Origin of the sequence: Pantoea allii (genome assembly GCF_002307475.1) — a bacterium.
GTDB lineage: Bacteria > Pseudomonadota > Gammaproteobacteria > Enterobacterales > Enterobacteriaceae > Pantoea > Pantoea allii.
This window is the reverse complement of sequence record NZ_NTMH01000052.1, coordinates 21,826-35,431: the sequence shown is the minus strand read 5'-3', so window position 1 is coordinate 35,431 and position 13,606 is coordinate 21,826. Positions and strand designations below refer to the sequence as shown.

Genomic DNA, 13,606 nt, shown 5'->3' with positions numbered 1-13,606 from the left:
CGCGCGGTCTGTGTTCGGTATGGCTTAGGCCTGGATGGGGTTTTGCGCCTGCCAACATCTCACCGCACTGCCTTTTTCCTGTAATAACAGTGGCTGGGGCGCCTCGCAGCCGCGTGTTGCCTGTGGACAGCGATCGCGAAAATAGCATCCCGTCGGCAGGTGACGGTTACCCGGTAGCTCGGTGTTGACCGGCGCGCCGTCCAGCGCCGCGCCGATGCGCGGTACCGACTCCATCAGTAACTGGGTATAAGGATGCTGGGGCGCATCCAGAACGCGCTGTGTTTCGCCCAGCTCCACAATCTGCCCCAGATACATGACCGCGACGCGATCGCTCATATGGCGCACCACCGACACGTTATGCGAGATCAGGATGTAGGTGAGGTTTTGCTGTTTTTGCAGGTCCACCAGCAGATTCAGAATCTGCGCCTGAACAGAAATATCCAGCGCGGAGGTCGGTTCATCCAGGACGATAATATCAGGCTCGGATGACAGGGCCCGGGCGATGGCGATGCGCTGACGCTGCCCGCCGGAAAACGCATGCGGCGGCCGGTCCAGGTATTCGGGACGAATACCGACCTGGTTTGCCAGTGATTCCGCCAACGCCCGCCGCGCTTTTTCTGACGGACGCGACTGAATCCAGACCGGCTCGGTGATGATGCGCCAGACGGGCAGGCGAGGATCAAGGGAAGAGAGGGGGTCCTGAAACACCATCTGCATACGACGTCCCCGATGACCGGCGGGTGCCGTTGCCAGTTCAAGCTGGCCTGAGGTCGGACTCAGCATGCCCATCAACAGTTTCGCCAGGGTGCTTTTCCCACAGCCGGATTCGCCTACAATCCCCAGTGTTTCGCCCTGTCGGACCTGAATATCCAGGCCATTCAGCGCATGAACCCGTTCCGTCACTTTGCCGCGCCAGTTCTTTTTGGCAGGGAAGGTGACATGCACGTTTTGCAGCGTAAGCAGAGCATCAGACATGACGCGTCTCCTGTTGTGGATACCAGCACGCGACCTGCTGGGCGGTGTCGCCTGTGGCATGAAGTCGCGGCGGGTTGCTGCAGCGTTCTCCCGNCGCCGCAAAACAGCGCTCGCGAAAGGCACAGCCTGCGGGCAAGCAGGCCAGATTGGGTACGGTTCCGGAAATCGATGCCAGCGGCGCACGCGGTTCAATCGCGTCCGGCGAGCAGGCCAGCAGGCCGATGGAATAGGGATGGCACGGTGAACGCAGGACGGTGTCAGTCACGCCGCTTTCAATGACGGCCCCGGCATACATGACGTAAATCCGATCGCACAGTTGGGAAACCACAGCCATATCATGGCTGATAAACAGCACGGCGGTGCCGGTCGCTTCGGCTTTTTGTTTCAGCAGGCGCAGCACCTGGCGCTGAACGGTAACGTCCAGCGCGGTTGTGGGTTCATCCGCAATCAGCAGGTCAGGCTCACAGGAAAAGGCCAGGGCAATCATGACGCGCTGACGCATTCCGCCTGAAAGTTCAAAAGGATAGCGCTCCATGACGTTCTTCGCGTCCGCGATTTGCATATCGCCCAGTAATGTAAGCGCGCGGGCTTTTGCTTCACGGGCAGACAGAGGACGATGCTGACGAATCACATCCACCATCTGTTTACCGATTCGACGGGTCGGATTCAGGGCGGTCATGGGCTCCTGAAAAATCATGGCAACGCGATTGCCGCGCAGCTTGCGCATGTCGACTTCACTGGCGGCAAGCACATCCTGCCCAGCCAGCTCCAGCTTGCCGCTCTTGATGTGATAGCTGTGTTCTGGAATCAGCCGCATCGCCAGCATGGCGGTGACGGATTTCCCCGAACCCGATTCGCCAACCACGCCCACAATTTCGCCACGATTGATGTGCATCGATACGCTGTTCAGCACGTTTACCTCTCCCTGAAAAACCGGGAAACTCAGCCGTAGATCCTCAATCGTCAGGATTCTCTCTTGCATCAGTTACGTCCTCCCGCTTTCGGATCCAGCAGGTCCTGGATGCCATCGCCAAACAGATTGAATCCCACCGCCGTGATTAAAATCGCGGCCCCGGGAAAGGTGCAGTACCACCACTGATCCAGAACGTAGTTGCGGCCGTTAGCCACCATCGCGCCCCATTCCGCTGTGGGTTGCTGAGCGCCCAGGCCAATAAAACCCAACGTAGCCGCCATCAAAATCGCGCTGCCAATATCCAGCGAGGCCTGCACCACCAACGGCGGCAGGGCATTGCGCAGGATATGCCAGCTAATCAGGTGCCAGCGCGAGGCACCAAAGGTTTTTGCCGCTTCCACGAAGGTATGCTGCCGGACGATTAACGTTTGACCCCGCGCCAGCCGGACATAAAAGGGGATGCGCACAATGGCGATAGCCAGCATGGCGTTAAACAGGCTTGGCCCCAACGCCGCAGCCAGCGCCATGGTCAGTACCAGCGAAGGAATCGACAGCATGATGTCCATCAGGCGCATAATCATCGCATCGCTGCGCCCGCCTAGCACACCGGACAGGCAGCCCAGTAACGAACCGCTTATGCCTGCCAGCAGCACGACAGCCAGGCCTGCCGCCACCGACTGTTGGCTGCCGACCAGTACCCGGCTGAATAAGTCCCGGCCCACTTCATCAGTACCGAACCAGTGCGCGGCACTGGGTGCCCGGAGGCGATCGGTCAAACTGATGGCATTGGGATCGTGGGGGACAATCCAGGGTGAAAACACCATTAACCCCAGCATCAGAATGATGATGGCGGCACCCAGCAGCGTCAGTGGGCTTTTGCTCAGCATCCACAGGCGGCGTTTCCAGGCGAACAGGCCGGGTTTGACCTGACGCACGGCAGGCTGTTCTTGCGTTATCATCATGTTCTACGCTCCCCGACCCATGCGCGGGTCAATCCACAGATAAAGAAGATCCACGAACAGGTTTACCAATACGTACGCAAAGGAAACCACGATGGCAAAGCCCATCACCGCCGGGAAATCGAGCGCCTGAATAGAGGACACCACATAAGCGCCCATGCCGGGCCAGGCAAACACGGTTTCGGTTAATACCGCGCCATACAGCAGGTCGCCTAATGCCAGCCCCAGGACCGTCACGGAGGGAATCAGGGCATTGGGCAGGGCATAACGTACGACGATCGTCCATTTCGGCAGGCCGCTGGCCAGCGCGGTGCGAATATAGTCTTCGCTCAGTTGTTCCAGCATGGCCGAGCGAATCTGGCGCGCCACGATGCCCAGATGAACAAAGGCCAGGGTGGAGGCAGGCAGAATCAGATGCTGAAGCGCATTAAAAAAGACCTCGATGTTGCCTTCCAGCAAGGCATCAACCAAATAGAAACCGGTGATGCGCGTGGGGGGATCGAGCCAGTCATCCAGGCGTCCGCCACCGGGCAGCAGGTTTAACTTGCCATAAAACAGCACAATCGCGCCCAGGCCCAGCCAGAACGCCGGGGTTGAAATCCCGGTCAGCGCCAGCAGGCGCACCAGATGATCGAGCCAGCGGTTACGATACACCGCAGAGAGCACGCCCAACGGCACGCCAACGAGCAGGGCGATCAACAGGGCGCAACTGGCCAGCTCCAGCGTTGCGGGAAAAAACGCCCGTAAATCCTCTAACACAGGGCGGCCTGTCCGGATAGAGGTACCCAGATCGCCATGTAACAGCTGTTCCACATAACGAATAAATTGTTGCCATAACGGTAAATCCAGCCCCAACTGCTGACGGATATGCTGGACGATTTCATCACTGGCGCGGTCACCTGCCAGAAGCCTGGCGGGGTCCCCGGGAATAAGATGCGAAATAATAAACGTAATGACGCAGACGCCGGCGACCACCAACAGCAGTCCCCAGCTACGCTGTCTTACTAAACTCCAGTAACTCATCATGTCTTCCTCAGCAGGGCCGGGCAGGCCCTGCATGAACGGGCGTGAGGGGTGTTATTCTTTGTGCATGGTGGCGATATTAAAGATTTGCTCCAGCATCGGGTTAAACACGTAGCCTTTAACCGATTTATTCATCGCCACCTGATAATTCTTCTGGAATAAATAAACGTAAGCCGCATCCTTAATCACGATATTTTGCGCTTGCTGGTAGTCGGTCGTCCGTTCAGCCTGATTCGGGGTTGATACCGCTTTTTTCAGCAGCGCATCCACGTCCGGGTTGGAATAAAACGAGCGGTTACCTGGCAGCCCTTTTTTGTCAGATTCAAACCAGTAATTCATAAACATATAGGGGTCGGCGAAGTCTGGGCTCCAGTTACCAATCGCAATGTCATAGTCCGCCTTGCCGATGCGCTCGCGCATGGTGGCGTTAGCCAGTTTTTCCAGCTTTACCTTGATCCCAATAGCCTGCAGGTTGGCCTGCATCGACAGGGCAATCGGCTCCCAGTTTGGGTCGCTGTCAGAATAGAGAAACGACAGCGACTGCGGCTTACTGGCAACCTTGTCCAGTTCAGCTTTGGCTTTTGCGATATTGAAACTGTACTGCATGGCCTTCGCGTCGTAACCCCACATGCCTTCCGGGATCGGTCCACGCATCTGTTTTCCGTTGCCACCCAGAATGCCTTGCACCATCCCCTGATAATCGGTGGCCCAGGATATCGCCCGGCGCAAATCTGGCTGATTGAGCGGCGCTTTGCTGTTGTTCAGGTAGAGATAGGTGACCCGCAGGGCGGGATAATCCATCACGGCCACATCATTTTGCTTTTTCAGCGCGGCAAACTGGTCCACCGGCAAGGCATCAGCAATATCCACATCCCCTTTGGCCAGCTGCAGGCGTCGGGCTGAGCTTTCACTGATGATCTTCACCGACACCCGTTTAAACGCCGGTTTTGGCCCGGCAAAGTGTGGGTTAGGCACCAGCACAAGTTGCTGACCTTTCTGCCAGCGCTGCAGCATATAAGCGCCCGAACCTGCTGTATGTTCCGCCAGGTAACTGCGCGCGTCGTCAGTCGCGTTAGCCTTGAGCACGGCCGGGTTAATGATGGAGGCACCGTCGTTAGCGAGAGTGTACAGGAAAGGCGCAAAAGGCGTACTCAGGGTGAAACGCACGGTTAGCGGATCTACCACCTCGACTTTAAGGTCGGCCGGGAAGGCTTCGGAAGGGCCCTGTTTGATACGCAGCAGGCGCTCAAATGACAGCTTAACGGCCTCAGCATTCACGGCTGAACCGTCCGCAAACGCAGCGCCTGGGCGTAATGTAAACGTCCATACCTTACCCTCCTCGCTGCTCTGCCAGCTTTCCGCCAGATCGCCTTCAACGTCTGTAGAACCCTTACCGCCTTCGGTTTTGTATTTGATCAATCGCTGATAGGCAGGGTAGGTAATGGTCCAGTCGTTATTATCGATGGTGACGGCAGGATCAAGCGTCTGAGGATCGGCAGCTTTACCAATCACTAACATATCTTTGGGTACCGCCGCCAAAACGGACGTCGTCGTGGCGGCCAGGGTGATGGCGAGTAACAAAGGGCGAAAATAGCCGGGGGCTGTGTGCGTCATTTTCATGGTAATACTCCGTCAGTCTGGGCTGGGGATATGCAGGTGAAAACATCGTTGAGAAGCGGGTAACGGGCCGCTTCCGGTAATTCGAAATGCCACCATTCCGTGGCAATGCCAGTAAAGCCGCCACCAAACATCACGGCATTAAGCAGCAGTCTGTTGCGTTGGGCAGCAAGCGGTACGTCGGGATGATAAGGATGGGATAGCGCCTGCATGTCATCGAACCCGGTGCCCATATCCAGCGTCTGCCCTGTCGCATCGACCAGCGTGACGTCAATGGCGGTGCCACGGCTGTGGTTGGAGCCTTGCGATAACGGCACGACGTAATTCTGGTCAGGGCAGGCGTGCCACAGCAGCTCCTGCGCTTTTTGCGGGCGATAGGCATCCAGCACCAGCAGGGTGAATCCAGCCACTTTTGCAATCGCCATGCTTTTCTCCAGCGCTTTCACGGCATCAGGGTGCAGCAGGCAGCGGGCGACGCTGTAGATAGGCTGGCCCGTAATGTTGTCGGCGGTGGCATATTTCAGGTCGATACTGAGCTCAGGAAAGGCTGCTGCAATATCGACCAACTCTGTTTCCTGCATCATGCGGTGATCCCTGTTTTATTAATGTTCAAATTGACCAAATTCCTGCTGTAACAGTCGGTTTTGTGCCAGTCGCTGAGAAAGCGCGGGGCCAAGGCGTTCAACAACGGCGGACAGCAGCAGGTTGAACAGGCAACTCAGGGGCGCGAGTGAGTCCCAAAAATTGGCGGTGTCCGTTTTGACCTGAAGCAAATCCACCGGGTAATCACGTGCCCAGGGACACCAGATATCGGTGACGAGTGCCGTTGCAACCTTGCGCTCGGTGGCAACCCGGCAAAACTGTCTTGCCACGGTGGAATAGGCGCGCGTATCCGTCAGAATCACATAAGGTTTGGCAGACTCAGAATTCAGCGACTCGAGCCAACTGCCTGAGCTGCCATCGGCGTAGGTGACGCGCGGGCGTAAATATTCCAGATGACTGAAAAAGGTGTTAGCGATACCGCGGGTAGACTGAATACCCAGCACGATGACCGTTTCAGCATCCGCGATTTGCTGGCTGATATGGCGAAACGTATCTGTCTGAGCCAGTTGATAGACATAGCGGATAGCATCTAACTCCATTTGTAGCGACTGACTGGAGGGATCGGGCAGCGTGCGTTGCTGTTCCCATGAGTCAAGACGATCAATAACGCCCCATTGCTTGTAGGGCGTGTTAGGCACATCGCGCAGCAGGTTTTTCACATCATCAAGATTTTTAAAACCCAGCTTGCGCAGGTAACGCCCTACGGTAATACCGCTGGTCCCGGTTGACTGGGCAATGCTGTCGGCCGTTTCAAACGGTATTTGCTCGGGATGACTTAACAGCCACGAACTAATTCGCTTTTCGCTTGGCGTTTGCAGGCTAAAAGCGGCCTCAATCTTTTTGAACAGGTCTGCGTTAGCGCTCATCTCGTCCTCAATGTTACCTGGCTGTCATTGATCGCCATGTTGTTAGTTAAGTAACAAGCACAATGCATGCCATATTTCTAAGGTGCATAAAAACAGGCCGCACGTCAGATGATTCAGTGAAGGGGTTTGCGAGAAGTTGATATCCCGTTCATCAGGTAAGCGCAATTGGGGTGCAACATATTTAAAACCTGCATCACACTAGTGCAACAATATCGCCAGGATATGTGATGCAGGTGGATAAACCGACGCGCCTTTCCACCGTAACGCAGAGCCGGTGAGGTTGAGGCCGCACGGGACGGTGACCGCTGACTGACCGTAGAGAAGGCAAGTCGGCAGGGCACTACGCTGAAACCGCCAGGATTCTCATGAATATGCGGAGATGCGCACGCCTCGGTGTTAACAGAAACGGGCCTGCCACAATTATCGAACAAGAATGAAATATTGAGTTTCTCAGCAGGATTTTATCAATGTGGCACAAATGACTGGCCGCAATAATTATGCTTTTTTACCGCTTCGTTAATCATCTTTTAGGAATGTTTACCGACTATAAAATGGCAGTAAACACGATTCGGTCACATACTTGTTCTTTTAACTCGTTAAGTGACACACCATGATTAGCTTTGTTCGTTCTTTGTTCGCCAGCCCGGATAAATTCCTCCAGATAATGAGCCGCCAGGACATAAACGACTCCATTGCGGATGGTGAACGCATAATTATCGATGAAAACGGCAATGCTGCCGTCAATATTCTCAGTGATGAAGTGAAAGACGATTTCAATCGACACGTCAATACCTTAAAAGGAGTCTGAGGTGGGAACCGCAATTTTTATGGTATTGATGGTGAGTGGTTACTGGTATACCAGCCGGGATCTGTCCAGCCGTTTTAAAATGCGCCGTTCTTCAGGCTGGGATGTCTATTTTCTGGTCGCACTTTACGGTTGTATTTTTGTGCTTCAGGGCGTTTTCGTCACCGCCTTTATCTGGTTTATCTTGTTTATTATTTCAACCGTTTCTAATTTCCTGTATGTGTTTCCCGGCGATCATCTGCAGCTGCAAATGAAGTTTATGAACTGGAGTTTTCTGGGTATCCAGGCACCTGTGGTGATTATGCTGGCCTTTGCCATCCTGTTTTGCCTTTATCGATCAAACTGGGCGGGCAGTGCGCAACTGAACGTTTCAGGCCGAAAAGATCTCTATCAAAAACTCTCTCGATCTAATGGTGTCGAACAGATGCTGTTTCAGTGTATGGAAGAGGGGGAGCTGGCGTGGATCACCTTAAAATCCCGACGGATTTATATCGGTATGGTGCATGCCGCCACCTTTGAATACGAAAGCACAGCCAATATCGTGCTTATTCCGATGCTGAGCGGCTACCGCGACAGCCATACGCTGAAGCTGTCGGTGGAACACAATTACAGCAGCTGGTATGCCGAGCATGGCATTACGCTGGATTCTGAGCCGAAGAATGCGATGGCATTCCGCAAAGTCATTATGGTGGACCAGATTGAAAGCTTCTCGCTATTCGATCCCGCCAGCGCTACCGCCCTCTCAATAGGGGAAGACCATCCGCAGAGCGTCGAGAAGAGTCGTGAAGGTGACAAGTCATCACCGCCAGATCAGCAAATCGAATAACACAGGGAGAATGCACGGCGTCAGTATTGCTGTGTTAATCCAAAAAAGCATTCAGGATGCAGTGTGTTCGTCGATCAACCTCTACTCTGATTACTGACTTCATCAACGAGGAAACCGTATGGCTTATCAAGGGAAAATCTTAGTGATTGGCGCATCACGTGGCATAGGACTGGCCGTCGTAAAGGCGTTTGCCGCCCATGACTGGCAGGTGACGGCGACCCATCGCGGGGATCATCCACCGCAAGGTGATATCCCTCAGGTTGACTGGCACCGGCTTGATATGACGCAGACCGAAGCGGTTAAGCATTTTGCTGTTGGACTGAGCGGACAGCCTTTTGACGCCATTCTGATTAATGCCGGTATTTATGGCCCGGCCCATCAAAAGCTGTCGGAAAGCGACGACGCTGAACTGGCCCAGCTGTTTATGACCAATGCCGTGGCACCGATTCGGAGTGCGGAAATTCTGCTGCCGTTACTGAACCAACAAAACGGCGTACTCGCACTCACCTCCTCTCAACTTGCCAGCCTGAATGAGAATCGCAGCGCAGACGCGCCGCTTTATTCTGCCAGTAAAGCGGCCCTGAATATGCTCACTCGCTCGCTGGTCAGAACGGTGGATGCCCAGAACGGGACGTTAATCACCTTGCATCCCGGCTGGGTCAAAACAGATATGGGCGGCGATGCAGCACCACTGACGCCTGAAGAGAGTGCCAACTGCATCTTTACCCAGCTGACCACTCACCGTGGACATGGCGGCCATCACTATCTTGACTATGCAGGTAAAACGCTGCAGTGGTGATAGCACATCGCTCAGGCGTGACCGGCGGGCTGGCGCATGTCAGCCCGTTGTTATGCGAAATTTTGCAACATTTACGTCCCGGCATTACACTGCCTCTTTGATTCCATTGATTGAAGGTGCTTATGTCTCAGCCCTACCAGCGTGAACCGCTACCGCTGCCCGGCGGTCACAAGAAAGTTCTGTTGCACTCCTGCTGCGCGCCCTGTTCGGGAGAAGTTATGGAGGCCATGCTGGCATCCGGCATCGAGTACACCATTTACTTTTACAATCCGAATATTCATCCGCTTAAAGAGTACGAGCTGCGCAAAGAAGAAAACATTCGCTTTGCCGAAAAGTTTGGTGTGCCCTTTGTGGATGCGGACTACGATCGTGACGACTGGTTTAAACGCGCCAAAGGCATGGAGTGGGAACCCGAGCGAGGTGAGCGCTGTACCATGTGCTTCGATATGCGTTTTGAGCGCACGGCGCTGTACGCCCACGAAAATGGCTTCCCGGTGATAACCAGTTCCCTGGGGATTTCCCGCTGGAAGAACATGCAGCAAATTAATGACTGCGGCGTACGCGCTGCCGCCCACTATCCCGATCTGACCTACTGGGAATTTAACTGGCGTAAAGGCGGGGGATCGGCGCGCATGATTGAAATCAGTAAACGTGAGAGTTTTTATCAGCAAGAATATTGCGGATGTGTTTACTCCTTGCGTGATACAAATCGTCATCGTGTCGCCAGTGGCCGCGAACGGATTCAGATTGGCGTACAGTACTATCAACCTGACGATAACGCGCGTTAACGGTTTTTGTTAAAGCAGGCGGGCTATATTGTCGAAACTGCGGGTTTCCTTTATTCCGCCAGATCCTTTCTTTTTTGCGCTGTTTTCCGCCCGACTACATAAGCTGCAAGGATGCGTATTCGCATCCTGATTGCTGTCGTCCAATAGCTGTCTTTTACGACATACGCTCGGCGTACAGCCCATCATCTGCTTAAATGAACGTGTAAATGACTGCTGGCTTTCGAAATGGTATTTCACCGCCAGACTGATGATGGGCGCGCGGCTGTATTTTAAATCATTAATACAGGCAATTAATTTCTTTCTGCGAATATAACGCGCCAGAGTTTCATTGTTGTAACGGGAAAATAATTTTTGCAGATACCATTTTGAATAACCGGCTTTTTCGGCAATATCATCGATGCTTAAACGCTGATCCAAATTTTTATTAATCCATTCGGTAACAGAAATAATCACGCTCTCATTGTATTTATTCTCATTCATAACACCCCCTTAAATTTTGAAGGTGATTGTAAATTATCCTATGTTTCTCAAAACATTACGAACGTAAAGATTCTTAAGGAAGTGAATGGTTATTTCCTGCCATGTGGAGCTATAGGTCGAATAATTATATTAGGTAGCCGCATGTGTGCTTTTTGTTTCTGAGATGAGGAAGGACGAGGCGTAATGTTATTGTATTATGAGCGTTGTGAGGGCGGTGAATTTACTGCCTTGCAAGACGGGAAGAACCCCTTCTGCGTTGGCGCAAGCACCGCCGCAGAAGGCCCGTCATTTAGCCTTTAGAGCAGCTTGTTTTCAGCCAGCTCAAGCGCAAAATAGCTGAAAATCAGATCTGCGCCAGCACGCTTAATCGCCCCCAGACTTTCCAGCACGACGTTGCGTTCATCAATGGCACCCGCCTGAGCGGCGAATTTGATCATCGCGTACTCACCGCTGACCTGATAGGCCGCCAGCGGCAGTTCAGTGCGATCACGAATATCGCGCAGAATATCCAGATAGGCACCCGCCGGTTTAACCATCAGCGAATCAGCACCTTCCGCGGCGTCAATCAGTGACTCGCGAATGGCCTCACGACGGTTCATCGGGTTCATCTGATAGGTTTTACGATCGCCTTTCAGCGCCGTGCCGGCTGCTTCACGGAAAGGGCCATAGAAAGATGACGCAAACTTGGTGGAATAGGACATGATTGCCGTTTGGGTAAAGCCTGCGGCATCCAGCGCCTGACGAATCGCTTTTACCTGACCATCCATTGCGGCAGAGGGCGCGATAAAATCTGCCCCCGCTGCGGCCGCGACAACGGCCTGTTTGCCCAGGTTGATCAGGGTGGCATCGTTATCGACGCCGTGATCACAGAGCACGCCACAGTGACCGTGGCTGGTGTACTCACAAAAGCAGGTATCCGACATCACGATCATTTCAGGCACGGTGTCTTTGCAAATTTTCGACATGCGCGCCACCAGGCCGTTTTCATTCCACGCATCGCTGCCGGTCGCATCGGTATGATGGGAAATCCCGAAGGTCATCACCGAGCGGATACCCGCCTTAGCAATACGTTCAATTTCATAGGCCAGACGTTTTTCCGGAATACGTCTTACGCCAGGCATAGCCTGAATGTCTTTATAGTCATCAATACCTTCCTCAACAAAAATGGGCAGCGCCAAATCGTTCAGGCTAAGGCTGGACTCCTGGAACATTGCTCGCAGTGACGCGCTGGCACGCAATCTTCTGGGACGTTGGGTAAGGGAAAAATCAGACATTGTTACTCACCTGGCCAAATTAAATAAGACGGCTAGTCTACTCCGATTAAGCGCAGGCGATGAAGGTTTGTGTGCGGTGTGCCGAGACAGTGAATGTGTCTCCCGCCACAGGGGCGGGAGACGAGGAGGTTACTCGTTGATATCCGGGTGCTGCTGCACCAGGTTTTTACGCTTCGCTTCCAGTCGGGCGATTTCTTCGTCGATATCTTCGATTTTCTGCTCGATGTTATCGTGATGCTCCTGAAGAATTTCGCGCGCTTCTTCCATGTCAGAGGCGGCAGGTGTGGCACCTTTCAGGGGCTTGTTCGCCGTTTCTTTCATATAAAGACCGGTAATCAGGCCAATCACCGCGACCACCATCAGATAGTAGGCCGGCATGTAGAGGTTATTGGTGGTCTCAACCAGCCAGGCTACCGCGGTTGGTGTCAGACCGGCAACCAGTACCGAAATGTTAAAGGCGCTGGCCAGTGCACTGTAGCGGATATGGGTGGGGAACATGGCAGGCAGTGATGAGGCCATCACGCCGGTAAAGGCGTTAAGGATAACGGCCAGCAGCAGCAGTCCGGCGAAAATCAATCCCAGCACGCCACTGTTGATCATCATGAACGCGGGAATAGCGAAGATCATCAGGGCGATGCTGCCGATAATCACAAACGGACGGCGGCCAAAGCGGTCACTCAGCAGCCCCATGACCGGCTGGACAAACAGCATTCCTATCATGATGGCGATGATAATCAGAACGCCGTGATCTTCGGAGTAATGCAGGTTGTGCGACAGGTAGCTTGGCATGTAGGTCAGCAGCATGTAATAGGTCACGTTGGTTGCAATAACCAGACCGATACAGGCTAACAGGCTACGCCAGTGTTTGGTGGCGATCTCTTTGAAAGAGACTTTCGGGCCGTCACGCAGACCTTCGCGGTCGCCTTGCTCCAGCTTATCCACGTGCTGCTGGAACGTGGGGGTTTCTTCCAGGGCATGGCGCAAATACAGGCCAATAATCCCTAGCGGCAGCGCCAGGAAGAACGGAAGACGCCATCCCCATTCAAGGAAGTTTTGTTCACCGATAATGGTCGAGATCAACACGACAACGCCGGCACCCAGCACGAAGCCGGCGATCGAACCGAAGTCCAGCCAGCTTCCCATAAAGCCGCGCTTGCGGTCAGGCGAATACTCGGCGACGAAGATAGACGCGCCGGTGTATTCCCCGCCGACCGAGAAGCCCTGGGCCATTTTAGCCAGCAGCAGCAGAATCGGTGCCCAGATGCCAATGGAGGCATAGGAGGGAATCAGGCCGATACAGAAGGTACTGATCGACATAATGACGATGGTAATCGACAGTATTTTCTGACGACCGTACTTGTCACCCAGCATGCCGAAGAACAGGCCGCCTAAAGGACGAATCAGGAATGGAACGGAGAAGGTTGCCAGGGCGGCAATCATTTGAATCCCTGGCGAGACATCCGGGAAAAACACTTTACCCAAGGCATAAGCCACAAAGCCATAAACACCAAAATCGAACCACTCCATGGCGTTACCCAAAGAGGCGGCGGTAATGGCTTTACGTAAACGGGAATCATCAATGATGGTGACATCATCTATCCCAATTGGTTTTACACGCTTCCTACGCAATTTCATAGAATTACCCTGTAATGGAACATGAAAGTCCTCAACGGCGCGA

14 protein-coding genes are annotated in these 13,606 nt (G+C 53.8%); 4 read left to right on the top strand and 10 right to left on the bottom strand.

The window, feature by feature from the left end; genetic code table 11:
• Positions 1 to 24: 24 nt before the first annotated feature.
• The 7 genes from CMR03_RS22405 to CMR03_RS22375 form a co-directional block, all read right to left on the bottom strand.
• Positions 25 to 975, bottom strand: a complete 951-nt coding sequence (locus CMR03_RS22405; RefSeq protein ID WP_096012695.1) for an ABC transporter ATP-binding protein — start codon at positions 973 to 975, stop codon at positions 25 to 27.
• Complete coding sequence (locus CMR03_RS22400) at positions 968 to 1,957, bottom strand: ABC transporter ATP-binding protein (protein WP_096012694.1); 990 nt, start codon at positions 1,955 to 1,957, stop codon at positions 968 to 970. The genes CMR03_RS22405 and CMR03_RS22400 overlap by 8 nt, the downstream gene beginning before the upstream one ends.
• Positions 1,957 to 2,850 (bottom strand): D,D-dipeptide ABC transporter permease, encoded by an 894-nt coding sequence (ddpC, locus tag CMR03_RS22395; RefSeq protein ID WP_096012693.1) that lies wholly within the window; start codon positions 2,848 to 2,850, stop codon positions 1,957 to 1,959. The genes CMR03_RS22400 and ddpC overlap by 1 nt, the downstream gene beginning before the upstream one ends.
• A 3-nt stretch (positions 2,851 to 2,853) precedes the next feature.
• Positions 2,854 to 3,870, bottom strand: a complete 1,017-nt coding sequence (locus CMR03_RS22390) for an ABC transporter permease (RefSeq protein WP_096012729.1) — start codon at positions 3,868 to 3,870, stop codon at positions 2,854 to 2,856.
• 54 nt (positions 3,871 to 3,924) lie between these two features.
• Positions 3,925 to 5,490, bottom strand: a complete 1,566-nt coding sequence (locus tag CMR03_RS22385; RefSeq protein WP_096012692.1) for an ABC transporter substrate-binding protein — start codon at positions 5,488 to 5,490, stop codon at positions 3,925 to 3,927.
• Positions 5,487 to 6,071 (bottom strand): D-alanyl-D-alanine dipeptidase, encoded by a 585-nt coding sequence (gene ddpX / locus CMR03_RS22380; RefSeq protein WP_063877587.1) that lies wholly within the window; start codon positions 6,069 to 6,071, stop codon positions 5,487 to 5,489. Before ddpX ends, CMR03_RS22385 begins: the two co-directional genes overlap by 4 nt.
• An 18-nt stretch (positions 6,072 to 6,089) precedes the next feature.
• A complete protein-coding gene (locus CMR03_RS22375) occupies positions 6,090 to 6,956 on the bottom strand; it encodes a MurR/RpiR family transcriptional regulator (protein ID WP_063877586.1) in 867 nt (288 codons plus the stop codon).
• Positions 6,957 to 7,566: 610 nt separating this feature from the next.
• Here CMR03_RS22375 and CMR03_RS25705 point away from each other — a divergent pair.
• From CMR03_RS25705 to CMR03_RS22355, 4 genes are all read left to right on the top strand, one after another.
• A complete protein-coding gene (locus CMR03_RS25705) occupies positions 7,567 to 7,764 on the top strand; it encodes a hypothetical protein (protein ID WP_074180982.1) in 198 nt (65 codons plus the stop codon).
• 1 nt (position 7,765) lies between these two features.
• Positions 7,766 to 8,587, top strand: coding sequence for a hypothetical protein (locus CMR03_RS22365; RefSeq protein WP_063877584.1), 822 nt, complete (start codon positions 7,766 to 7,768; stop codon positions 8,585 to 8,587).
• Between the two features lie 118 nt (positions 8,588 to 8,705).
• A complete protein-coding gene (locus CMR03_RS22360) occupies positions 8,706 to 9,386 on the top strand; it encodes an SDR family oxidoreductase (protein ID WP_096012691.1) in 681 nt (226 codons plus the stop codon).
• A gap of 122 nt (positions 9,387 to 9,508) precedes the next feature.
• Positions 9,509 to 10,174, top strand: a complete 666-nt coding sequence (locus CMR03_RS22355; protein ID WP_063877582.1) for an epoxyqueuosine reductase QueH — start codon at positions 9,509 to 9,511, stop codon at positions 10,172 to 10,174.
• Positions 10,175 to 10,183: 9 nt separating this feature from the next.
• Here the strand turns inward: CMR03_RS22355 and CMR03_RS22350 are convergent, their stop codons facing one another.
• The 3 genes from CMR03_RS22350 to proP all read right to left on the bottom strand — a co-directional run bounded on the left by CMR03_RS22350 (position 10,184) and on the right by proP (position 13,563).
• Complete coding sequence (locus CMR03_RS22350; RefSeq protein WP_096012690.1) at positions 10,184 to 10,654, bottom strand: helix-turn-helix domain-containing protein; 471 nt, start codon at positions 10,652 to 10,654, stop codon at positions 10,184 to 10,186.
• 296 nt (positions 10,655 to 10,950) lie between these two features.
• Complete coding sequence (gene hemB / locus CMR03_RS22345) at positions 10,951 to 11,928, bottom strand: porphobilinogen synthase (RefSeq protein WP_096012689.1); 978 nt, start codon at positions 11,926 to 11,928, stop codon at positions 10,951 to 10,953.
• A 129-nt stretch (positions 11,929 to 12,057) separates the two neighbouring features.
• Positions 12,058 to 13,563 (bottom strand): glycine betaine/L-proline transporter ProP, encoded by a 1,506-nt coding sequence (proP, locus tag CMR03_RS22340; protein WP_063877579.1) that lies wholly within the window; start codon positions 13,561 to 13,563, stop codon positions 12,058 to 12,060.
• Positions 13,564 to 13,606 lie beyond the last annotated feature (43 nt).